The sequence below is a fragment of the Streptococcus catagoni genome (genome assembly GCF_011421425.1).
GTDB lineage: Bacteria > Bacillota > Bacilli > Lactobacillales > Streptococcaceae > Streptococcus > Streptococcus catagoni.
This window is the reverse complement of record NZ_WPCW01000001.1, coordinates 767653-791516: the sequence shown is the minus strand read 5'-3', so window position 1 is coordinate 791516 and position 23864 is coordinate 767653. Positions and strand designations below refer to the sequence as shown.

Annotated in this window: 20 protein-coding genes and 1 tRNA gene; 16 read left to right on the top strand and 5 right to left on the bottom strand. The window is 38.4% G+C overall.

All coding sequences use genetic code 11. The features are described from left to right. The first annotated feature begins 38 nt into the window (after positions 1-38). The 8 genes from HBN42_RS03690 to HBN42_RS03655 all read left to right on the top strand — a co-directional run bounded on the left by HBN42_RS03690 (position 39) and on the right by HBN42_RS03655 (position 11625). Positions 39-644: a YesL family protein gene (locus HBN42_RS03690; protein ID WP_165993724.1), complete on the top strand. Its 606-nt coding sequence runs from the start codon at positions 39-41 to the stop codon at positions 642-644. Beyond that, complete coding sequence (locus HBN42_RS03685) at positions 634-2358, top strand: sensor histidine kinase (RefSeq protein ID WP_165993723.1); 1725 nt, start codon at positions 634-636, stop codon at positions 2356-2358. The genes HBN42_RS03690 and HBN42_RS03685 overlap by 11 nt, the downstream gene beginning before the upstream one ends. Continuing rightward, positions 2358-3842 (top strand): response regulator transcription factor, encoded by a 1485-nt coding sequence (locus tag HBN42_RS03680; RefSeq protein ID WP_165993722.1) that lies wholly within the window; start codon positions 2358-2360, stop codon positions 3840-3842. The genes HBN42_RS03685 and HBN42_RS03680 overlap by 1 nt, the downstream gene beginning before the upstream one ends. A gap of 13 nt (positions 3843-3855) precedes the next feature. After that, positions 3856-7242: a glycoside hydrolase family 2 TIM barrel-domain containing protein gene (locus HBN42_RS03675; protein WP_165993721.1), complete on the top strand. Its 3387-nt coding sequence runs from the start codon at positions 3856-3858 to the stop codon at positions 7240-7242. 366 nt (positions 7243-7608) lie between these two features. Continuing rightward, entirely contained in the window at positions 7609-8835 is a 1227-nt protein-coding gene (locus HBN42_RS03670; protein WP_165993720.1) for an MFS transporter, read from the top strand. A 15-nt stretch (positions 8836-8850) separates the two neighbouring features. After that, positions 8851-9738 carry a shikimate dehydrogenase gene (locus HBN42_RS03665; protein WP_165993719.1) on the top strand — a complete coding sequence of 296 codons (888 nt, stop codon included), beginning with the start codon at positions 8851-8853 and terminating at the stop codon, positions 9736-9738. Positions 9739-9972: 234 nt separating this feature from the next. Then, on the top strand, positions 9973-10878 hold the full coding sequence (locus HBN42_RS03660) for an AEC family transporter (protein ID WP_165993718.1): 906 nt from the start codon (positions 9973-9975) through the stop codon (positions 10876-10878). A gap of 138 nt (positions 10879-11016) precedes the next feature. Further along, positions 11017-11625 (top strand): VTT domain-containing protein, encoded by a 609-nt coding sequence (locus tag HBN42_RS03655; protein ID WP_165993717.1) that lies wholly within the window; start codon positions 11017-11019, stop codon positions 11623-11625. A 331-nt stretch (positions 11626-11956) separates the two neighbouring features. Here the strand turns inward: HBN42_RS03655 and HBN42_RS03650 are convergent, their stop codons facing one another. The 3 genes from HBN42_RS03650 to HBN42_RS03640 form a co-directional block, all read right to left on the bottom strand. Further along, on the bottom strand, positions 11957-13174 hold the full coding sequence (locus HBN42_RS03650; protein WP_165993716.1) for an ABC transporter permease: 1218 nt from the start codon (positions 13172-13174) through the stop codon (positions 11957-11959). Next, positions 13171-14064, bottom strand: a complete 894-nt coding sequence (locus HBN42_RS03645; RefSeq protein WP_165993715.1) for an ABC transporter ATP-binding protein — start codon at positions 14062-14064, stop codon at positions 13171-13173. Before HBN42_RS03645 ends, HBN42_RS03650 begins: the two co-directional genes overlap by 4 nt. A gap of 149 nt (positions 14065-14213) precedes the next feature. Next, positions 14214-14284 (bottom strand) — tRNA-Thr (locus tag HBN42_RS03640). A gap of 238 nt (positions 14285-14522) precedes the next feature. On the opposite strand from HBN42_RS03640, the gene HBN42_RS03635 reads away from it, so the two are divergent. The 3 genes from HBN42_RS03635 to HBN42_RS10080 are packed head-to-tail and all read left to right on the top strand — an operon-like array spanning position 14523 to position 16538. Then, positions 14523-15719 carry an MFS transporter gene (locus HBN42_RS03635; RefSeq protein WP_165993714.1) on the top strand — a complete coding sequence of 399 codons (1197 nt, stop codon included), beginning with the start codon at positions 14523-14525 and terminating at the stop codon, positions 15717-15719. Positions 15720-15733: 14 nt separating this feature from the next. Then, complete coding sequence (locus HBN42_RS10085; RefSeq protein WP_235925316.1) at positions 15734-16069, top strand: MBL fold metallo-hydrolase; 336 nt, start codon at positions 15734-15736, stop codon at positions 16067-16069. Next, complete coding sequence (locus HBN42_RS10080; protein WP_235925317.1) at positions 16059-16538, top strand: MBL fold metallo-hydrolase; 480 nt, start codon at positions 16059-16061, stop codon at positions 16536-16538. Before HBN42_RS10085 ends, HBN42_RS10080 begins: the two co-directional genes overlap by 11 nt. Positions 16539-16624: 86 nt before the next feature. Here HBN42_RS10080 and HBN42_RS03625 read toward each other — a convergent pair whose 3' ends face one another. Together HBN42_RS03625 and HBN42_RS03620 are read right to left on the bottom strand one after the other, a co-directional pair. Further along, positions 16625-17995, bottom strand: coding sequence for an MATE family efflux transporter (locus HBN42_RS03625; RefSeq protein WP_165993713.1), 1371 nt, complete (start codon positions 17993-17995; stop codon positions 16625-16627). Positions 17996-18010: 15 nt separating this feature from the next. Beyond that, positions 18011-18445: a MarR family winged helix-turn-helix transcriptional regulator gene (locus HBN42_RS03620; RefSeq protein WP_165993712.1), complete on the bottom strand. Its 435-nt coding sequence runs from the start codon at positions 18443-18445 to the stop codon at positions 18011-18013. A 145-nt stretch (positions 18446-18590) separates the two neighbouring features. Here HBN42_RS03620 and HBN42_RS03615 point away from each other — a divergent pair, with 145 nt between their 5' ends. From HBN42_RS03615 to HBN42_RS03595, 5 genes are all read left to right on the top strand, one after another. Further along, a complete protein-coding gene (locus HBN42_RS03615; protein WP_165993711.1) occupies positions 18591-18845 on the top strand; it encodes a DUF1912 family protein in 255 nt (84 codons plus the stop codon). 19 nt (positions 18846-18864) lie between these two features. Continuing rightward, entirely contained in the window at positions 18865-19284 is a 420-nt protein-coding gene (locus tag HBN42_RS03610) for a helix-hairpin-helix domain-containing protein (protein ID WP_165993710.1), read from the top strand. Between the two features lie 371 nt (positions 19285-19655). After that, positions 19656-20237 (top strand): GNAT family N-acetyltransferase, encoded by a 582-nt coding sequence (locus HBN42_RS03605; protein ID WP_165993709.1) that lies wholly within the window; start codon positions 19656-19658, stop codon positions 20235-20237. Next, on the top strand, positions 20234-20800 hold the full coding sequence (locus HBN42_RS03600; RefSeq protein WP_165993708.1) for an ATP-binding protein: 567 nt from the start codon (positions 20234-20236) through the stop codon (positions 20798-20800). The genes HBN42_RS03605 and HBN42_RS03600 overlap by 4 nt, the downstream gene beginning before the upstream one ends. Then, entirely contained in the window at positions 20797-23448 is a 2652-nt protein-coding gene (locus HBN42_RS03595; protein WP_165993707.1) for a valine--tRNA ligase, read from the top strand. Before HBN42_RS03600 ends, HBN42_RS03595 begins: the two co-directional genes overlap by 4 nt. The last annotated feature ends 416 nt before the right edge of the window (positions 23449-23864 follow it).

Genomic DNA, 23864 nt, shown 5'->3' with positions numbered 1-23864 from the left:
AGGAGATAAGACAGAAAAAATGCAGATAGGAGAGTCAGATGTCGGGAATAGAAAAGTTATGCAATGGTGTGTGGAAGATGATTCAGCTAACGCTGATCTTTCATCTATTGACCATTTGCGGTGGGATTGTTTTTGGTCTTGGCCCAGCATGGCAGACCCTCATTAACTTACAGACCCAATGGGATCAAAAAGATGCCAAAAGAGATATGAAGACCATTTTTAGCATATGGAAGGCCAACTTTCTCAAGGCTAATTATATTTTCTTCAGCTTTTTTTTGCTGCTAGGCTTCTTGTCTTATAACCTCTATTTGGCTCTTCAAATAAAAGAGATCTTCTTTTTGGCACTGACCTTTTTATTAGTGGTGGCTATTCTTTTAAGCTATCTGCTCTATATTTATATGACCTTTTACAACTGCTTTTATGAAATCAGCCTCTGGAATAATGCAAAGCTTTCTTTTATGAGTCTCTTTCTTAGTGGAAAGGCTCTTTTAACCCAGATAATCCTCACTGTAGCCGTCTGGGGAATAACTTGGCAATACAAGGGTTTGTATTTGTTTATCAGCTTTGGCCTCTTAGCTATTATGATGGATAAGCTAACAAAAGGAAATCGAAAGATTGTAGATGGTAAAGTAGATGCTTATTAAAAAATTTCTCACTAATTTTCGTCGTTACTATCATCAAGGCATATTGATCAACCGCTTGATGAAGATTTATAGTACCTTGATTGTACTCTTTTTCATTTTTAGTACCATGTTGCTTAGTGTCCTGACTATTAATTTTCAAGGGCAGACGAAAAGTAAAGAAATTACCAGAACCCTGGAAAATACAGTAAGGAACTTAGAATCTCAAAATTTTGTCACCTTAAGGGTAATGGAGCAACTCATTGGTCGAAAAGATGATTATCAAAACCTCTATGATTTTATGACCTTGAGTCAAAGTCAGTATTTTAACAGGGTGATTGATGACTGGCAAGATGGTAGAAATACGGTTCCTTTTTCTGATCAAATTGAAAGAATGTTTGATCTTTATCCGGAAATTAAAAGCATTGTTATCAGTTTGGATGACAGTAATTATTATTTGCTGGCAGATAGTGCTCGAAAAACGGGTCAATTAAAAACAGGCAAATTAACTTTTCTTAAGGGCAACTATCTGACCCGTCCCATATTAAATCCAGACACCAGAGAATTCTCAGGTAGTCTTTATATCCAATTTAAGATTCCAGAAAAAGAAAGTAATCTCAAAGAAGATGCCTATATTAGCACGGTGACCTTTGATAACTATGGCAGAAAGCTCTATCATCAGGGGAAAGAACTTCCTAAAGATCTAATTAGTAAGATTGCCACGCAAATTAAAAAGGGAGGAAGAATTGACCCTGCTAAGATCAGCAAGGACAAGGAAATTTACTATAGTGACTCCGATCATCTCTTGGCCCTTTCGGTTGTTGATAAGTCCTATTTTCTGAAAAAAATCTATACTATTATTTTTTGCTACCTTCTGATTTCAGGTTTCCTATCTTGGCTCTTATTAAAACTATTTTTCAGCCTCTTTGGGAATTATATCAATCAGGTATCTGAAATTACCTCTACCCTTGATAAGGTGGCAGCAGGAGACTTGTCCTTAAAAATTGACAATGACAATATGGAACTGGAACTCTATAATATCTCCCATGGGATTAATCAAATGCTGGATAATATTAATCAAAAGATTGCAGAAATCTATAGCTTAGAAGTCAAGCAAAGAGATGCTCATATGCAGGCCTTGCAAGCACAAATTAATCCTCATTTCTTATACAATACCCTAGAATATATCAGGATGTATGCTTTGAGCTGTCAAGAAGAGGAACTGGCCGATGTTATTTATGCCTTTGCTTCGCTTCTAAGAAATAATATTAGTTCAGATAAGACGACAAGCCTAAAGGAAGAACTAGCCTTTTGTGAAAAGTATATATATCTCTATCAGATGAGATACCCGCAAAGTTTTGCCTATCATGTTGTTATTGATGATAGTATAGCCAACTTTGTCGTTCCAAAATTCATTATTCAACCCCTAGTGGAAAATTATTTTGTCCACGGTATTGATTACGAACGTTATAACAATGCCCTCAGTATCAAGGCCTTAGACAAAGAAGATCATATTTGCCTTTTGATCACAGATAATGGCAGAGGCTGTTCTAAAGAAAAGATGGAAGAGCTCATGGCAAACATGAGTAATTCACACCTAAATTCAGAACGCTCCATTGGCTTGTCCAATGTCTATTTGCGGCTGATAACTTATTTTAAAGATCGAGTTCTTTGGGAAATCAGCCAATCCTCCCAAGGTGGTTTTCAAGTCATGATTAAGATTAGAAAGGAAAGCTAATGTATAAGGTACTACTAGTGGATGATGAGTATATGATCTTACAGGGCTTAAAGGTCATTATTGATTGGAAAAGCTTTGGTTTTGAGGTGGCAGCTACGGCTAAATCAGCTAAGGAAGCTTTGGACTATCTCAGTAAGGACAGCTTTCATGTCTTAATATCTGATGTTAACATGCCGCAAATGTCTGGTTTAGACCTGATTGAGGAAGCTAAAAAACGGCAGCCTCAGTTGCAAACCATGATCTTATCTGGTTATCAGGAGTTTGATTATGTTAAAAAAGCTATTGAGTTAGAAACCAAGGCCTACCTTCTTAAACCTGTGGATAAAAAAGAACTTGAAGAAAAAATGGCTTCTTTCAAAGCTTATTTAGACCAGCAAAAAAAGGAAGAAGATAAAAAGGACAAGTATCAGGAAATTCTGATCAATTACTGGTTACATGATGAACTCAGTGAGAAAGACTACCTAGAGCTGATCAATAAAAAATACCCTAATCAAGACTTAGATTACACAGTCTTATACCTGCACTATAGGGCCTATGAGCAGGGGCTAAACAATTTTTTCCTGAAGCAAAATCAATTATTGAATGTCATTCATAATGAAGAAAAACAAGAACTCTTTGCCATCTTAGTTGGAAAGCGACAAGAGGCAAAGTCCTTTGTTAAGAACCTACAAAAAAGCTTTACTTCCATTATTGACCAGCTTGTCCTGGGTGAAACTGTTGAAGACTGGGAAAATGTTTATGAAAGTTATAATCAAGTGCAAAAAAGCTTGTTTTTCAACCAAGAAATATCAAGTAGAGACTCACAAAGCTATTCTAAAATTGATATTGCAGATTCTGAACTACAGTTTCTTTCCTTTAACAAAGCCCTGATGATTGGAGACAGGCCAACCATTATCCGCAAATTAGAAGCTATTTTTGAGGAAATGAGACTAATGGATTATACCCCAGAGGATGTCAAGCATGTTAGTTTTCTGCTCTTCTTAGACATTTATCGGAAGTTTCCTAGCTTAGACAAACGCATTTATAATGCCATGCTGGAAACCATTCATGAGAGTTCACAAATTAATATGTTAAAAGATGCTCTCCTGCGTGTTTTAGAGGTAACAAAGGAAGACAAGGCCAAGCAAAAAAGGTATTCAGCCTTGGTGTCTGAAGCCATAGCCTTTATAACCAATTCCTATGCAGAGGATTTGAGCCTTAAATACATTGCAGACCAGCTGCATGTTAATGGGGTCTATCTGGGGCAATGCTTTAAAAACGAGACCAAGCAAAGCTTTGCTCAATACCTGAACCAGATTAGAATTCAAAAGGCGCAGACCTTGTTACTCTATACCAATGATTCTATTAATGAAATTGCCTACCAAACAGGCTATAATACCAACCATTATTTTATTAAGATCTTTAAAAAATTAAATGGTCTATCTCCAAAGGAATTCCGAGACCAATATAAGAACAATTACCAATCTATTGAGAAGACATACTAGCTAGGTTATAAAGATGATGAAAAATAATAATTGTGATGATCAAAACTGCTACAATCGAACTGTACAAGTGATTGAAAAAGAAGGTCGTCATCAGGATTTTAATGATCACTGGCGTTTCCAATTTGGGGACTTTGATCAGCTTTTTTGTCCTGATTTTGATGACAGCAACTGGGAAGAAGTTAACCTCCCCCATGATTTTAGTATTAATCAGCCCTATACAGCAAATGCAGAAGCAGAAAGTGCTTATAAGTTAGGAGGAGTGGGCTGGTACCGTAAAACATTTTTGGTAGATCAGCATTTGTCAGGCAGTGATTTCAGTATAGAGTGTGATGGCTCTTATATGGAGACAGAAGTCTATGTGAATGGTCACTACATTGGAAAACATCTTAATGGCTACCTGGCTTTTTCCTATCAGATTAGCGACTTTATTAACTTCGGGGGCGAAAATACCATTGCCATTAGGGTAGAAAACAAGATCCCCAGTTCCAGATGGTACTCCGGTTCAGGCTTGTACCGGCCGGTCAGTTTATCCGTCTTAGCTAAAGTTCATTTTATAGAAAATAGTTGTCGTATTCTATGGCAGAACTCTCAAGACTATGTCAGCCAAAAGGATAGAAATTTACAGTGTGATCTTTTCTTTCAAATAGCAAAGCTTCCAGCAGAAAGTTCTAAGCTAGAACTTTTAGTAAGTGTCAAAGAAAGCCTCTACTCTGAAAAAAGGGACAAGCTCATTTTGCAGGACTATAAGCTGAGTCTCAATCGCTTGCAAGAAAAAAAGACCTGCCAAGTTAATCTGGATTTGGGGTCTGTCAAGCTATGGTCTCCAGATCAGCCCTATCTTTATACTTTTGAGCTTCAATTGAGGGATTCAAAAAGAGTCTACGATTGCATAAAGGTAGAAACGGGCTTTAGAAAGCTTGATTATTCCTCAGAAAGAGGTCTCTATTTAAATGGACAAGCCCTTAAATTAAAAGGAGTCTGCCTTCACCATGATCAGGGTGGCCTGGGAGCATGTGCCTACAAGAATGCCTTTGAACGGCAATTAGAACTCCTAAAAAAGATGGGAGCAAATGCCATCCGGATTGCTCACAATCCTGCAGCTAGGCAGATGAAAAAGTTGGCTGCCCAACTGGGATTTCTTATTCTTGAAGAAGCTTTTGACACCTGGTCTTATCCTAAAAATGGTAATGATAAGGATTTTTCCAAGTATTTTCATCAGCAGTTATCTCCTAGGGATAGTCAGTATCTAGAGGCTAAAGTGGCAGCTGAGACCACTTGGGGTCAATATTGCTTGCAAAATATGATAATTCAAGGCATTACTAACCCTGCCATCATTGGCTGGTCTATTGGTAATGAATTATTTGAAGGTATTTCAGGGGATCCTTCCCACTATCCTCAATTAGCAGAAAAGCTTATTAAGTGTGCTGAGGAAATTGATGGTTCTCGTTTTTTGACCATTGGGGATAATAAGATTAAGGATACTAGTTTTTGCTGGCATAAGGAAATCTCTGCAATCTTTGAAAAGCTCAGTCAGTCTAAGCAAGTTCAAGGGATGGTGGGGCTTAACTATGCCAAGGGCAAAGAATATGATCGCCTGCATAAGGAACACCCAAAGTGGTTTTTATATGGCTCTGAAACGGCTTCCGCTGTTAATTCTAGATCTGTCTATATAGAGCCTGATAAAGAAGATGGCAGTCAGTATGAGTTAACTTCCTATGATCTTTCAACAGTGGCCTGGGGAGCCTATGCTAGTCAGGCCTGGTTTGATGTTATTAGTAGAGACTTTATAGCAGGTGAATTTGTCTGGACTGGCTTTGATTATCTTGGTGAGCCAACACCTTGGAACAATATTAGTCCAGGAGTCACTGCTAGCTGGCCTTCACCCAAGCATTCTTACTTTGGAATTATTGATACAGCTGGTTTTCCAAAAGATTCTTATTATTTTTATCAAAGTCAGTGGGCAGAGCATATCAACACCCTCCATATTCTGCCAGTATGGGACGATAAGGTTGTCCAGCTGCAAGAAGACAATCTGGTTCAGGTCCATGTCTACTCCAATGCCAGCAGCGTGCAATTGATCTTTGAAGATGAGAGAGGCCGACAGATTGATTACGGCAGAAAATATTTTACCAAGGTGAAAACAGCAAGTGGTCATAGCTATCAGGTGCATGTGGAGGATAGCTCTTCTGAATTGCAGGCTGACAGCCTCTACTTATCTTGGCAGATTCCTTATCAGAGGGGAAAGCTCTTAGCCTATGCTTATGATCATTTGGGAAGACTGATTTCAGAAACTTCAGGTAGAAAAGAGGTCAGTCATTTTGAGTCGGTAGACCATTTGGAATTGCTAACCTATAAAGATTACCAATCACAGGAAGATCAGCTTCTTTATCTGACAGTTAATCTTTGTGATTGTGACAAGAAACTGGTTATTAGTGCCGACAACCTGATTGAAGCAGAGCTCAGTGGCCCAGCAAAATTGTTGGCACTGGACAATGCCAACCCTACTGATCATAGCTTGTACAATGTTTGTAAGAAAAGAGCTTATAAAGGAAAGCTCCTTCTTATCATTCAACTCAGTGGACAGGCTGGCCTAGTGGAGCTGAAGCTTAAAAGTCCTGGTTTAGAAGGTATCTCTTATCAGCTAAAAGTTGAGTCTCCTTTAGCAGCCAAAGCCTCTGTTTGTGCCTACCCAGTCCATCATCACTATGATTTCAAGGGAGAAAGGTCTTACCTGGATCCCTTGGCTCAAAGCCCTAAAGAAAAAGCAGGAGCTTATAAGCAGATTAGCACCTATGATCAGCCAAAGACCTACTATCATCAGATTGATAGTCTTCAGAAAACCTATCAGTCAACACTTTGGCTTAAAGATTATGAAGAACCTATCTTACCAAAATATTTCCAGCCCCAAAGTAAGGATGCTGGTAAATTAGGCTTAATTTTACCCATCATATGGGAGGAAAGATCTGGTCAAGATACCGTAGCAGTCTATCAGGGCAGGGCTCAATTTTTAGGGGAAGAACTAGCCCTAGAGCTCGCGGTTAAAAGGCAAAAAGAGGTTAAGGTGCTGGACCGTGATATCAGCTCCCTAGCTAAAAAAGAAGTTAGGAAAGTTAAGGAGCAGATCTATGTTCTGTCTTATCGTTATGACACAGTTCAATCTATTGGCGCAATTGGACTTAAGGATAATGACTACTTGAAAGAAAAGGAAGTTACCCTCAGATTGTATCTGGCAGAACAAGTAAAGGGACAAGAAATGACCATTCTTGCTAGTGCCTTTAACCAGGAACTGATTTATCAATTTGAAGAGACTTATCCAGCCTTAATTATTGAAATTGAACTCTCAAGTAAAGAAGAACCTGATAGTAATCACTTTAGCCTGTGGACCTTAAAGGAAAAATAAGAAAAGTCCAAATCTTCTAGGATTGGCAGATTGAAGAAAAAGTTATTTTTCTTCAATTTTTTTGTGTCCTATTTTCTCTTGATACTTTTTTAAAAAAGCCGTTTCCCTTGAGATTTCAAGCTTTTTTTGATCTTTAAGGACAGCTGACTTGAGCTTATTAAGATAATTGAATTTTATTATTTTTTTAACAAACATTCCTAACTTGAAAAAATACGTTATAATAAAAGACGGGTTTTCACCAGGATGGAGTGGTTTTAAGGGGAATATCCCGTTTTTAAGTATAAAAAGATGAATTGTTTTTAAAATGAAGGAATTATCTGTTCGTTTTAAACTTTGTAAATAAGAAGTATTAAGGAGAAACTTTAGATGAAAAATAAGTATGTACCAACCATAGGTGCACTTTATGTAAACTATATTTTTCAAGGGATTGCAAGTATTATCATTTCCCAGAATATGTCTATTTTTGAAGGGAGATGGCAGGCTTCCATTAGTCAAATCACTTTAGTGATCAGTGCCATTGGTTTTGGTAGGGTACTAAGTGTCAATATTGCCGGCTTTCTCTCGGATCTTTTAGGAAGAAGAAAAGCAGTGTTACTGGGAATGTTTTCCTATGTCTGTTTTTATGGGGGCTTGCTCTTTGCTCAATCCTATTGGTTAGCCTTCTTCTTTGCTATTTTTGCTGGTATTGGAAACTCTTTTTTAGATACCGCAACCTATCCAGCTGTTGTTGAGTCTTTTGAAGAACACCATAACAATAGTGCCTTGAGTGTTTTAAATAAGGCTTTCATTTCAATGGGACAATTTTTTCTACCTATTGTAACCAGCTTCCTCTTAAAAAATCATTTTTATTTTGGTTGGACGTTTCTATTTGTTATCCTCACCTTAATCATTAATGTTTTCTTTATTGTCAAGCTTCCTTTCCCTAAAGATAAGGTGAAAGAAAAGAACAAACCTTCAACAGAGCAGCTAGCTGAAGCTGAACTTCCTTGCCCTCAGTCTCGTTTTTCTATTGAAGGTATCTGTCTACTTATTTTTTCACTGGTTTCTGTTTCCTTGTTTAATATCTTTATTATTTGGATACCTACTTTTGCAGAAGAAGTTGTGGGTATTGCTAAGACAGATAGTCTCATGTTTGTCAGTCTCTACAGTATCTTTTCTTTCATATCTGTCTTTGTAACGTCTATCATTATTAAAAAAGGTGTCAACATCCTTGCTTTTATGACCTTTTGTACCAGCATGTCGGCCTTGGCTCTATTGATTATGCTCTTTGTTCCTAATATCTGTACTTTGGTCTTTGCGACTTTCTGTATTGGATTTTTTGCGGCAGGTGGGATATGGCAGCTGGGTCTTACCATCCTATTGGACTTTTTCCCACAAAGAAAAGGCCTTGTGACCAGCTATTATTCCCTATCTACCTCCTTATCTGTAATGGGAACACCTTATATCACAGGTATCCTAGCCGAAGGAGGTATCCAATCAGTCTTTTATCTGGTAGCAATTCTAGCTATTCTAGGTTCTTTTGTCTTAACCATAACCTTTTTCCGTTATAAAAAGGTCTTCTCGTCAGAGAACACAATTGTTGGTATCCAGTAAAAAAGGAGTATTTTTATGTCAGAACGTTTATCAGGACACACTTTACTTATTTCATTGATTGCAACGCCTATACGCCATAGCCTTTCTCCAAAGATGCATAATGAATCCTTTGCAAAGCTTGGCCTAGACTATGCCTATCTTGCCTTTGAGGTGGGTAATGAAGAATTAGCAGATGCAGTTCAGGGCATTCGTTCCTTAGGGATTCGAGGTTCAAATGTATCAATGCCAAACAAGCAGACCATTATTCCCTACCTTGATGAAATTTCACCAGCAGCCAAACTTGTAGGTGCTGTTAATACGGTTGTTAATAAAGATGGTAAGGGACACCTGGTTGGTCACATAACTGACGGTACAGGAGCTGTAAGAGCTCTTGCAGAAGAAGGTGTTGATATTAAAGATCAAATCATTACTCTAGCAGGTGCTGGCGGTGCAGGGACGGCCATAGCTGTACAGCTGGGCTTGGATGGCGCTAAGGAAGTGCGCATCTTTAACCAAAAAGATGACTTCTATGCCAATGCAGAAAAAACAGTTGAGAAAATCACTAGTAAAACAAGTACCAAGGCTAGTCTATCTGATCTTGCGGACCAAGAAGCCTTTAAAAAATCAATTGCAGAGTCTAGTATTTTTATTGATGCCACTGGGGTTGGTATGAAGCCTTTGGAAGATCAAAGCTTAATTACAGATCCAGAAGTCATTAGACCAGACCTGATTGTTTTTGATGTGGTTTATAGCCCAGCAGAAACAAAATTATTGAAATTTGCCAAAGAACATGGTGCCAAAAAAGCCATTAATGGACTTGGCATGATGTTATATCAAGGAGCAGAAGCCTTTAAACTCTTTACAGGGGAGGAGATGCCTGTAGAATATATAGCTGACCTACTCTTTAATGAGGAGAAAAAGTAAAAGTTTAGCCTCGATCCTAAGATCTTTGAAGCTAAGAAAATCTGGGATCATTCTTTTGCTATAGCTAATTTCAAGCCCTATTGAGGGCTTTTTTTGTAAGCTGTCATTAGGCTATGATTTATATTCAAATAGTTCTGAAAACAGAAAGACTGAAAGCATACTAATGGCTTTTTTAATCAAGATGCTTATTGAGAAAATTGTGATATACTAGATAGAGTTTATAAGGAGGTTACTGTGCTTGATATTTTAGTAAAGGCAGGTGCTTTTGTTCTAGCAGTTGTTTTAGGTTATATTTTTAAGCTGAAAGGACTTGTTGGGGCAAGTGAGGGGAGAGCTCTCTCGAAAATTGTAATGAATCTGACCTTGCCAGCTGCTTTGTTGATTTCTGCTAAAGATTTAAAAATAAGTCTCTTTTTATTAATCCCTGTGTCTCTAGCCTTGCTTGGGAATTTTCTCATGTTAGCTTTAGGTTTTTATAGGGGACATAAGAAATCAGCTGTGCAAAAAGCTCAAGAGACTGTTCAGCTAGCAGGCTATAATGTTGGTAATTTTGCCTTTCCCTTTGTTCAAAGTTTTTTTCCAGCAAGCTATCTTATCTATGTCATTCTCTTTGACACAGGAAATGCCTTGATGGTTTTTGGAGGGAATTATGTAGTAGCAAATGCAGCTAGTCAGCTAGGACATAGGATGAGACCAAGAGATGTTCTCAAAAAACTCTTATCTTCAGTTCCTTTTTGCACCTATTTAATTTGCTTTAGCCTGTCTTTGCTCAAACTTAAAATACCATTACCTCTTCTATCTATAGCTAAAATTGCGGCTGATGCTAATCCATTTCTGGCCATGTTTGTTTTAGGTAATATGGTTGATTTTCAATTAAGCCGAGCTGCTTTCAAAGAATTGTCTGAACTTTTGACTATTAGGGTTCTTGGAAACGGTCTACTTATTGTTTTGGTCTACCTTTTGCCCATTGATCTAACCATTAAAGAGATGCTAAGCATTTGTCTAATGGCCCCCATTGCCGTATTAACTCCAATCTTTGCACGGGAATTGGGAAGTCACAGTCCAACCCCAGCAAACATTAATTCACTAACCATTCTAATCAGCGTGTTTATGATTACAGCTTATATTTTACTGATCTAGAGTAGCAAATATAGAGAAGAAAAACTGCTAGCTTAAGCCAGTTTTAAGGCTGAAGGTGTTTACTTAGTGAGGCTGGCGCTTTAATGATAAAAACCGAAGATAGTTGATTTGACCACAAGAGAGAAAAGGGATTTTTTTATGTTTACACATTTTATTAACATGATTTTGACTCAGTATGGGCTTTTTGCTTTTGCTATTATATTTTTAATTATTTTTATTGAAACCGGACTGGTTTTCTTTCCATTCCTACCGGGAGATTCTCTTTTGTTTATGACCGGAGCCTTTATTGCTAAAAGTCTTTATAATCCCATCCCTTTTCTTATGCTCTTAGCAGTGGCAGCTATTTTAGGTGATTATGTCAACTATAGCTTAGGGCGCAAGTATGGACTTTCTTTACGGAAGTTTCCATTTTTAGGTAAGTTTATCAAGGATCAACATATCAGAGAAACAGAGACTTTTTTTAGTAAGTATGGCAATATTGCTATTTCTTTAGGAAGATTTATTCCTATTGTCAGAACCTTCATCCCCTTTATCTCTGGGATTGGAAAGATGGATCGAAAGAAATTCTTAACCTATAATATTATTGGTGGTCTGGCCTGGGTTGTGGTTGGTCTTCTTGCAGGCTACTTCTTTGGCAGTATCCCCTTTGTTCAAAGACATTTTGAAATGATCATGCTAGCCATTATCTTTGTATCTGTTTTACCCCTTGTTTTTGTCTTTCTTAGACGACAAAGAAAAAGAGGCTAAATGCGTAAGCCTCTTAGAATATAGATGAAGTGATGATTTCTCTTGATCATCACTTTTTTAGTTGATTATTTCTCAAAGAAATCTTATGACAGGCAAAGAGAAGTGCGAACGAAGTGAGTCTCCAAAGATAGTTTTCGCCGTGGTGTTAGTAGCTGAAAAATTCTTTAATTTTCAGCTACAGGGAAGCTTTGAGCCCTAGGGCTCAAAGCTTAGGCATAGAATTTCTCCGTTTCCTTAAACAGTCACTCCCCTGACTGTTTAACCTATTTTCCCCACCACCTAAGAAAAGTATCAAAAAAGTAAAGACGAGAACTTTTTCTTCAATCTTTTTTTATTTGTGGCTCAAGCCTTTTTTCAAGGACTTGTAAAAGCCAATGTCATCAGTTTGAAGTATTAAACCAGAATAGGCCTTACCAATATAAATGGTTAATGCCAGGGTAGACAAGACTAGAACCCCTAAAGAAAGGATGCTTTCGGCCTGTGAAGCGTAGCCATTTATCAGACGGATAGGCATAAAGAAGGTAGAAATAAAGGGTAGGTAAGAACCAATTTTTAGAACTAGTGCATCTGTACCTCCTTGGCCAAAGGTAAGGGCGCCAAAGAAGGCAACAATGATGAGATATATAGGAGGTTGTGCTGCCTGTCCTGCTTGCTCTGCTCTGGTAACAAGAGAGCCGCATAAGGCTGCCAAGACAACATAGATAAGAACTCCAAAAATTGCAAAAAAGATCATGGACCAGTCTAAATGTTTCAAGGTGCTTGATAGAATTGGTTTTATACCTTCAAGCATCTTCCGTGAATTTTCTATTTGGTTAGCGACTTGGAAGATAAGATAGGCACCTAGGATATAGATTCCAACATGGGTCAGAATAACAGATAAGATACCTAGGATACGGCCATAAAAGTATTTTTCAGCAGGGATACTGGAAAAAATGACTTCCATAATTTTTGTTCCCTTTTCAGAAGCAATTTCTTGCACAGTCTGAGAGGCGTAAATCATGATGATAAAGTACATGATAAATGTCAGTCCAAAGAATGAAATGTATTTACTGATCTTATTGTAATTGAATTTATTTTCTTTTTGGCTAATTAATTGGGGCTTCTTAGCTAGGTCTTTTATTTGACTAGGACTTAACTGAGCTTTTTTGAGATTTAACTGATTCTGAAGAGGAAGAAGTACCTGTTGGAACTGTCCCTTCTGACGGTCTGACATCTCTTCTTTACTATGGTAGTTTGCAATGATAGAACCATCTTTTTCACTAATAGCCAAAAAGCCTGAAATCTTCTCTTTTTCTAGGGCTTTTTTTGCTGCCTCAGCGTTTTTGTAAGCAAAGCTAGTGTCAGGAATGGTTTTAAAAGCTTCTTTCACTGATGGATCTTCTGCAATAATAGCGATCTTGTCAGTCTTTGCTGCAGAACTTCCGCTGATATAACCTATACCTAAGGAAAAACCAATAAAGATAAAAGGTGATATAATCATCAGAAAGAAAGACCAGGATTTAACTTGTCTGAGATAGGTTTCTTTTGTAACAATTAGAATTTCTTTCATGAACTTGCTCCTGACATTAATTTAAAGATTTCATCAATTGATGGGGCTTGTTGATCAAAAGTTTCAATGTAGTGACCATCACTTACTCTTTTGAAGATTGCTGGGCCAGCTGATTGATCTTCCAAGATAAGTTTCCATTTGCCCTGATTGGTCTTATGGTAAGATGTCACTTGCTCCAGACTTTGCAGGGTGGATTCAGCAACTTCAGATGATAGATAGAGTCTAGTCTTGCCAAAGGAATCTCTGATTTCTTGAATGGATCCGTCTAAAACAATCTTTCCATCGTCAATCATGATCAGTTGGTCACACAATTCTTCCACATTGGTCATGACATGATCAGAAAAGATAATAGTGGCACCCCGTGCCTTTTCAGCAAGAATAATTTCCTTGAGCAGTCCTGTATTGACTGGGTCTAAACCGGAGAAAGGTTCATCTAGGATGATTAAATCTGGTTCATGAATGAGCGTGATAATCAGTTGCACCTTTTGTTGATTTCCTTTTGAAAGACTTTTGATTTTATCTCCTATCTTTCCTTTAACATCAAGTTTTTCCATCCAAAAGGGAAGTTTTTCACTGATTTCCTTTGAAGACATTCCTTTAAGGCTAGCCAGATATTTGACTTGATCAAATATGGTTAGTTTAGGCATGAGACTTCGCTCTTCAGGCAGATAACCTATTTTGGAGTAGGTTTTCTTAGTGATGGCTTGATCATCTAGTGTGATGCTTCCTTGATAAGTGACGAAGTTTAATAGGGAGTGAAAAAATGTTGTTTTCCCAGCTCCATTTTTACCCACGAAACCACAAATACTTCCTGAATTAATTGAGAACGAGTTGTCTTTTAAGATGGTCTTCTTACCATAGCTTTTAGACAAGTGGTCAATTTTTAACATCCTATACCTCCTAAGTAAGTTGTAAAAACCTCAGTCTTTATAAAAAGTATAGTCTACTTTACATTTTCTGTCAAGACGCTTCTTATCCTTTGAAAACCGCAGAAAAAAGCCCTTAGAAATAAATGTTCTAAAGGCTTTGTCTTATTCGATGCCACCACCGAGAATCGAACTCGGAACGAAGCATTACCATTGCTTTATTATACCATTTAACTATAGCGGCTACCTTTCTATAATACTATAAGATTCTTTGCTGTGCAAGACTTTTTTTCATCTTTGAAAAAATAGTCTTTCTTAGGAAATCTTATTTCAGTTTTGATCCTGAGAGAAGGTACTTTTGAAATAGAATGACATTTTGAGTCTCTGTCGTTGTACAAAGCGCACAGCTGTGGTAAAGTTAGAATAGTCTTTTTAGGATCAGATGATTTTAAAAGATCTTTATAAAAGTTTAGGAGAAAAAAATGAAACAACAACATAAATCTTGGCGAGTCCTCATGGTGCTCTGTGGCTTAGCAGCGGCTTCCATTGGGATTTCTATTAATACGTCAGGAGTTTTCTATAGTGTCGTATCGCAGGATCTAGGAATCTTACGAGGATCCTTTGCATTCAATATGACTATATTTTCACTGGTTAATGCCATTGCTGGCCTATTTGTCACTAATTTTTTAAAGGAGCTTAACTTTAAGTTATTGCTGACTATTTCCGTGGTTATAGGAATCTTATCAACTGGACTGATGGGAATGTCTAGTCATCTGTGGCAGTTTTACCTTTTAGCGGTGATCAGAGGTTTTAGTGTTGGTATGTTTTCAATCATGACTCTAACTCTCATTATCAACTATTGGTTTGTTGAAAAAAACGGCTTGGCTACTAGTATTGCTTTTAGTTTTAGCGGCATTACAGGTGCCTTGATGTCACCGATCTTTGCAAAGTTTATTCTGTCACATGGTTGGCGGATGGGTTATTGGCTGCAAGCTTTCTTTATTTTTCTCTTTTGCCTGCCAGCCATTTTATATCCCTTTAAAATTGATCCTGAAAAAGAAGGTTTGAAAGCCTATGGTCATAAGGAAGAAAAAGGACTAGAGAGTGATGATATCAAACCCTTTAACTTTAGCATTAGTTTTCTTGCTGTTATCATCTTTGCGGTCTCTTGTAGTTTTATCTCAAGTATGACTCAACATTTCCCAGGTTTTGCTGACAGCATTGGCTTGAGTGTTACGACTGGGGCTGGTTTATTGTCTATGGCGATGATAGGAAATATCCTTTCTAAGTTGGCTGTTGGTTACCTCAGTGATAAAATTGGTGCTATTAAAGCCTCTTGTGCACTGATTATTACAGTCCTAGTGGCTATCTTCCTGCTACTTATTAGTAAGAATCCAGCTCTTCTCTTACTAGCTGCTTTTCTTTTTGGTTCAAGCTTTGGTGTTATAGCAGTTTCTATTCCTCTGGTTACCCGCCATATCTTTGGTTTTCAAAATTATGGTAAGGCTTATCCCTTGATCAATTTTGCTACCAATTTTGGAGCAGCCATTGCCTTTTCTATTATTGGTTACATCTTTGACTTTACCAAGTCTTATTACCCAGCCCTTAGCTTTTTCTTATTCTTATTAGTCATTTCCATGTTTTCACTCTTTTATGCCAATAAACATGCTCATTATTAGGAGGTAAAGGAATAATGTCAGTAGCTTTTAGTCCAAAAGGGCAAGCAATGCCAGAAAAGACAGTCAATATTCCGCTCAGCGCTTTTGACCCTATTGAAGGGACAGAGGTTTACTGGTTGGGAAATGCTTCGATCTTAATAAATAGTTACGGTACAATTCTTTTAATTGATCCTATTTTGGATAGTTTTGATATGCCTTTACTGATTGACATGCCCCTTGACTCTAAAAGCATACCTAAGGTTGACAGCCTTTTGATTTCACATGTAGATAATGACCATCTCAGCTTTGAAACCTTAGCTCATATCAAAGAAAACACAGCTTCCTTTCATGCGCCAGCCTATGTTGCTTGAAAGAGGCTTTGCTACCAAAGAACATGCTGTGGGTGCCAGTTTTATGGTTAAGAATATCAAGATTACAACAACGCCGACGCGTCACAACTGGCAAAATGAGATGAGCAAGTACAATTACCGTCAATGGAGAGAAGAAGAGTACCTGGGTTTCTGGATTGAGACAGTTGACGGAACCATTTGGTTACCAAGTGATAGTCAGCTTTTAAAGGAACATTTAGACATGCCAAATCCTGACATGATCCTCTTTGATTTTTCTGACAATAACTGGCATATCACCTATGAGGGAGCTATCAAGGAAGCTAATGCTTATCCAAAGGCAGATCTTCTTTGTATCCATTGGGGTTCCAGTGATGCACCCACTTGGAACACCTTTAATGAGAATCCCAAAGACCTCCTAGAAGACGTGATTAATCCAGAACGTATTCATGCCTTAAATGTAGGGCAAAAGCTAAAACTGACAAGAAAGTAGAAAATAAGGGATCAAGTCCCTGTAAAGTGAAATAATATAAAAAAGACAAGCTGACCTAAAAGGAGTTTGTCTTTTCTTTTTCATTTTTATAGGCCATCAGCCCTTAGATCGTGAGGCATGCGTTTGAATTCACGTTTTAAAAAGTAAAGTGCTGAAACAAAGGCGATCAAATCAGAGATAGGAGCAGCAAACATGACCCCTTCTACTCCCATAAAATGAGGTAGGATAAAGAGTAGGGGCAGTAGGAAGATAATTTGCTTGGTCAAAGATAAGAAGGCTCCGATTCCAGATTTTCCAATGGATTGGAAAAAGGTTGTTGCCGAAATTTGGACACCATTTAAAAATACAAAGAATAAGAAAACGCGGACGTATTTCATTCCAAATTGAAAATAAAGCTTAGAACCTGTACCAAAGAGCTCAAGGAAAGGTCTGGTTAGAAGTTCAAACGAAGTAAAGGCGACAAGCGAGATGATAATGGCTGTTTTTAACATCAATTGGGTTGTTTCTTTAACTCGTGCTAAATTTTTAGCTCCGTAGTTATAGCCCAGAATTGGTTGTGCTCCTTGTACCAAGCCGATAATGACTGCAATAAAAAGGGAATTAATTTTCATTACAATGCCAGCCACTGCAATAGCAATATCACTGCCATAGACAGACTGTGCTCCAAATTTACGCAGCATATTGTTGGTCACAATTTGTATGATCAGCATAGAAGCTTGAAAAATAAAGGAAGAAGATCCAACAGACAAAATGTCTAAGACAATCTCTTTACGAATTTTAAAATCATTGGCCTTAAGTTGGACGGATTTAAATTTTCTAAAATAAAGGCCCATGTAAATAGCAGAGCAGATTTGGCTGATTAGGGTGGCTAGGCCAGCCCCTTTGATTCCCCAGTGTAAATAAAATAAAAAAATGGGTACCAGGATCGTGTTTAAAATAGCTCCGAAGATAATAGCCATCATAGAATAGGTTGGGCTACCGTCTGCTCTGACAAGAGGATTAACACTCATAGTGAAGAGTAAAAAAGGAATGCCAAAGGCAGTCATGGCTGTAAAATCCTGAGCCAGGGTCATGGTGGCATCAGTTGCCCCAAATAAAAGTAGTAAGGGTTTAATAAAGATAATGACTAGGATCCCAATCAAAAGTCCAACTGAAAGAGATAGGCTAATGGCATTGCCAACAAATTTGCTAGCCCGATCAACCTGACCTCTGCCCAGTGATAAGTTGAAATTAGAAGCTCCGCCTAGGCCAAAGGTTAGACCAAAGGCCAAGCAGATGATGGTCAAGGGGAATGCGACACTGGTAGCGGCGTTACCAAGATAACCAATCCCATGGCCGATATAGATTTGGTCAATAATATTATAGAGTGAACTGACCAGGTTTGCTGTAATAGCTGGCATAGCCATAGCAAAGAGTAATTTTGATATTTTTTCTGTTTGTAGTTTGTTAACTTGCATGCATACCTCCTTTTTTTATTTTGTTCTTACTTTGGGTTCTTTTAGTAATTTTAGAAGCAAGGGTCTGAGGGTTTGAATTTCTTCTGAGCTTAATTTAGCTGTAAAGCTTTTTTCGATTTCCTGGCTGGTTGCTAGAATTTGTTGCTTTGCTGAGTCCGCCTTATCTGTTAAAAAGATCAGTTTAGACCTTTTATCAGTGGGGTGATTTTCTCTGCTGATCAGGTCTTTTTTTTCTAAATTCTGTAAGATACCTGTGACAGTTGGGTTGGTCATGCCAAAAAAATTTTCTAAATCAATCTGCCGCACACTTCCTTCTGGCTGGAGGCAAAGATACTTTAGAACCTTGAATTGACTTGGTGTTATCTTATCTGCTGATAAGATACTACTAGCCTTGCGGTCAAATTCTAGACTGGCCATCTTAATTAAAACGCCTATATGTTCGTGCTTCATTCTTTCCTCCTAAAATACATAGCTTCCTATGCAACCTAGATATTATAACACAGACTCTTAACTTTTTCTAGCATATTGTCTAGGGGAATGGCAGAAAAAGCCCACATATGTTATAATCTATGAGATAAATAGGAAGGTAGGAAGCATGTCTTACGAAGAAGAATTTCTAAAAGATTTTGAAGAATGGGTCCAGACCCAGATTCAAGTTAACCAAGTTGCTATGACAACCAGTCAAAGGATAGCTGAAGAAAATGGTGATCAAAGAGCCAAGGATGCTTTTATTCGTTACGAGAGTAAGCTAGACGCTTATCAGTTTATGCTTGGTAAATTCGATAACTATCGACAGGGTAAGGCCTTCCACGACTTACCAGATCAGCTATTATCTACAAAAAATTATTGAAGAAATTGAGGACAGTCATATGGCAAAAGGAAAAAATAATAAAAAAGCATATAAAAGAAAGTTAAAACGCCAAGGCTTGCTAAAAACAGTTCTATCGAATGTTGAGCAAACTGTCGAAACTGTGATTGAGTCTGGTAAGGCAGCAGTTCAAACTGCAGAAAAAGTGGCAAGTAGCACCTATGAAGATCTCAAAAAAGAGTTTACAGGAGTTATTTCGTCTACGGAAAATGAAAAAGCTCCTCTTACTTTAGAGGACTTCTCAGCACTTCCAGCTCTTGAAGGGATTCGTGCTAATCTGGTTGAGACATTATATAATAGTGGTATTAAAAGCTCAGAAGATTTTCAAACAGTTGCTGAAGAAGATATTCTTAGCTTAAAAGGGATTGGCCCAGCAACAGTTAAGAAATTGAAAGAAAATGGTGTTAGTTTTAAAAACTAGGTCATTTCTCGTTGCTTAAAGTCTTGAAATCTGTTAAACTATTAGCAATCAGAGGTCTTTTGAGTTTGTTTGTTACAGAAAGCGGTGGTATTGAGAAATCCGTACAAATGTCAAAAGTTGTTGCTGAGGCTTACAAGTAAAGAGATAAAGTCGCAGATTCGTTCAGTAATCTGAAACAGTGGTGGTACCGCGGATTAAGCAATCAATTCGTCCCTGTCTAGCTAAGCTAGATGGGGATTTTTCTATGATTTAACTAAGCTTTTCCTTATCCACAAAGTCTTTTAGCAGCAGCCTTTGTAGTGAAAATAGCCCTTCTTACTGACCAGCCAAGGTCATTAAAGAGTAAATCCCAATAGTTAGGAGACTAGCCTATGATGAAAATAGTAGGAAAATATGATAATAATCTCTTGCCGACACTAGAAACAGACAGGCTGATTCTTAGACAGCGGACCTTATCTGATGCTGAGGATATCTTTGCCTTTGCTAGCCTAGGTCAAGTCACCTATCAGGCGGGCTTTCCTCCCGTCCCAACTGTAGAAGAGGAAATCAACTATTTGCAGACTATCTACCCAGCTAATCTGGAGAAGGAAGGACTGCCTTCTGGCTATGGTATTGCTTTAAAAGATGACAATAAGATTATCGGCTCTATTGACTTTAATCACAAGCGTGCAGATGATGTCTATGAGATTGGTTACCTGCTCCATCCTGATTTCTGGGGACAGGCTTATATGCTTGAGGCAGCCAGAGCTCTTATAGAATATGGCTTTACAGAGCTTCATTTGCATAAAATTGAAGTTGGCTGTTTTTCTTATAATAAGCAAAGCCAACGGGTTGCGGAGAAATTAGGTTTTAGCTTAGAAGGCAGGATCCGCGATCGTAAAGATCCTCTGGGAAGACGGACAGATGATCTCAGATACGGCCTCTTACGCTCTGAATGGGAGAGCAAAAAATGAATCTTGTTATTATAGGTGCTCAGGCTTCTGGGAAGATGACCATTGGTCAAGAACTGGAAAAGCTAACTGATATGACACTTTTTCACAATCATGAAAGTATTGATTTTGTTCTTAAATTTATGCCTTGGTCAGCAGATGCGACTGAATTAATTCAGAAGATCCGCTTTGATTTCTTTGAAAGTTTTGCAAAGACAGGACAGGGAATGATTTTTACAGTTGTCATTGATTTTAATTCGCCAGATGATGTCTGTCTCTTAGAACAGGTACAGGCTATTTTTCATCGCTATGGTAGAGAAATTTGTTTTGTTGAGCTAGAGACTGACTTAAGAGAAAGACTTCGCCGAAATAAAACAGAGAACCGTCTTAAGCATAAGCCATTGAAGCGAGATCTAAAGTGGTCTGAAGATGATATTTTAAAGACCATGGACTTTGCCCTCTTTAATCCTAAAGAGGCTCCCAAGAAACTTAAACATTATCATAAGATTAACAACACCCATTTGTCAGCTAAAGAGATAGCAGAAGACATTTATCAAAGATTAATAGAAATTGAGGAACACCAATGAAAGAACTATCACCAAAATACAATCCAGCTGAAGTTGAAGCTGGGCGTTACCAAACTTGGCTTGACCAAGATGTTTTTAAGCCTTCAGGCGACAAAAAAGCTAAACCTTACTCAATCGTTATCCCACCACCAAATGTAACTGGTAAACTTCACCTTGGACATGCGTGGGATACAACACTTCAAGATATCATCATCCGTCAAAAACGCATGCAAGGCTTTGATACTCTTTGGTTACCAGGGATGGACCATGCGGGGATTGCGACTCAGGCTAAAGTAGAAGAACGTCTGCGCGAGCAAGGCATTTCTCGCTACGATCTTGGCCGCGAAAAATTCTTGGAAAAAGTTTGGGACTGGAAAGATGAGTATGCCTCTACTATCAAGGAACAATGGGGCAAGATGGGAATCTCAGTTGATTATTCCCGCGAACGTTTCACCCTAGACGAAGGTCTTTCAAAAGCCGTTCGCAAGGTCTTTGTTGACCTCTACAAAAAAGGTTGGATTTACCGTGGTGAGTTCATCATTAACTGGGATCCGGCTGCCCGCACAGCTTTGTCCGACATCGAAGTTATCCATAAAGACGTTCAAGGCGCTTTCTACCACATGACTTATATGTTGGAAGATGGCTCGCGCGCATTAGAAGTGGCAACTACCCGCCCAGAAACCATGTTTGGGGATGTGGCTGTAGCTGTCAACCCAGAAGATCCTCGTTACAAAGATTTGATTGGCAAAAACGTTATTTTACCAATCGTGAATAAGCCTATCCCAATCGTTGGCGATGAGCATGCTGATCCTGAATTTGGAACAGGGGTTGTTAAAGTAACACCGGCCCACGATCCTAACGACTTCCTAGTTGGTCAACGCCATAACTTACCACAAGTTAATGTTATGAATGATGACGGAACAATGAATGAGCTTGCAGGCGAATTTGCTGGTATGGATCGTTTTGATGCCCGAAAAGCAACTGTTGAGAAATTAAGACAACTTGGAGCTCTAGTTAAAATTGAAGAACGTGTTCACTCAGTAGGTCATTCTGAACGTTCAGGTGCCGTAGTTGAGCCACGTTTATCAACCCAATGGTTTGTGAAGATGGACCAATTGGCAAAAAATGCCATTGCTAACCAAGAAACAGAAGACAAAGTAGAATTTTACCCACTACGTTTCAATGATACCTTCATGTCTTGGATGGAAAATGTCCATGACTGGGTTATCTCACGCCAATTATGGTGGGGGCACCAAATCCCAGCTTGGTACAATGCTGAGGGTGACATCTATGTAGGAGAAGAAGCACCAGAAGGTGATGGTTGGAAACAAGATGAAGACGTTCTTGATACCTGGTTCTCATCTGCTTTATGGCCATTTTCAACTATGGGTTGGCCTGATACAGAGGCTGAAGACTTCAAACGTTACTTCCCAACATCAACATTAGTTACTGGTTATGACATCATTTTCTTCTGGGTATCACGCATGATTTTCCAATCATTGGAATTCACTGACCAACGCCCATTCCAAAACGTTCTTATCCACGGTCTAATCCGTGACGAAGAAGGACGTAAAATGTCTAAATCATTGGGTAATGGTATTGACCCAATGGACGTTATTGAAAAATATGGTGCAGATAGCTTACGTTGGTTCCTATCAAACGGCTCTGCTCCAGGACAAGACGTGCGTTTCTCTTATGAAAAAATGGATGCCAGCTGGAACTTCATTAACAAGATTTGGAACATTTCCCGTTATATCCTCATGAACAACAAAGGCTTGACATTAGAAGTAGCTGAGAGCAATGTGGCTAAAATTGCTAAGTCTGAAGCGGGGAATGTGACTGATAGATGGATTCTTCACAACCTTAATGAGACTATCGTCAAAGTTACGGAGAACTTTGACAAGTTCGAATTCGGTGTTGCAGGCCACATCTTGTACAATTTCATTTGGGAAGAGTTCGCCAACTGGTATGTCGAATTGACTAAGGAAGTGCTCTATTCCGAAAATGAAGCCGAAAAAGTGATGACCCGTTCTGTCCTTCTTTATACATTGGACAAAATCTTACGTCTCCTTCACCCAATCATGCCATTTGTGACGGAAGAAATTTTCGGACAAATCGCACAGGGCTCAATCGTAACGGCGGCCTATCCAGTCGTTAATCCGGTTTTTGAGAATCAAGCTGCGCACAATGGCGTGGAAAGCCTTAAAGACTTGATCCGTGCGGTTCGGAATGCGCGTGCAGAAGTGAACGTTGCACCAAGCAAGGCCATCACAATCATGATTAAAACTTCTGACAAAGAATTAGAAAACTTCTTCACGGACAACACCAATTACATCAACCGCTTTACAAATCCAGAGAAATTAGTTATTTCATCTGACATGGAAGCACCAGAGTTGGCCATGACAAGCATCATCACAGGGGCAGAAATCTACTTGCCACTAGCAGATTTGCTCAACGTCGAAGAAGAACTAGCTCGTCTAGACAAAGAATTAGCCAAATGGCAAAAAGAACTAGACATGGTCGGCAAAAAACTTGGCAACGAACGCTTCGTCGCCAACGCCAAAGCAGAAGTCGTCCAAAAAGAACGCGACAAGCAGGCGGATTACCAGGCGAAGTTTGATGCAACGAGTGAGCGTATTGCTGAAATGCAAAAACTTGTTAAATCTTAAAATTCATCTGATACGGCGTTAGCCCTCCTTGCAGTACCATCAGTACTGTCTGCGTCGGGCTGCCTTGTCTCAGATGGAATTTTGAAGATTTAATAATTATGAACAACTTTCACTACGGCTTTAGAGGCTCTTGATGGACCATCAGTCCTATCTTCGAGCCTCTGTATTGTATTGAAAAGTCGTTCATTGAATTAGTCAAGTCATCATTTTATAGGTTTTATATATAAAAGAGTCTTATCCTTTAACTATTAAGTTTGTGGATAAGACTCTTTGTCGTACTGAACTGATTTTAACTGATTTAACTGTAACGGCGTCGGTTTTTTTGATTTATATATAGTAGAAAATATGAAAAAGTCCTTACATCAGATTTAAAATCTAGGTGTTAGGACTTTTTGTCATATATATTTTGGATAGAT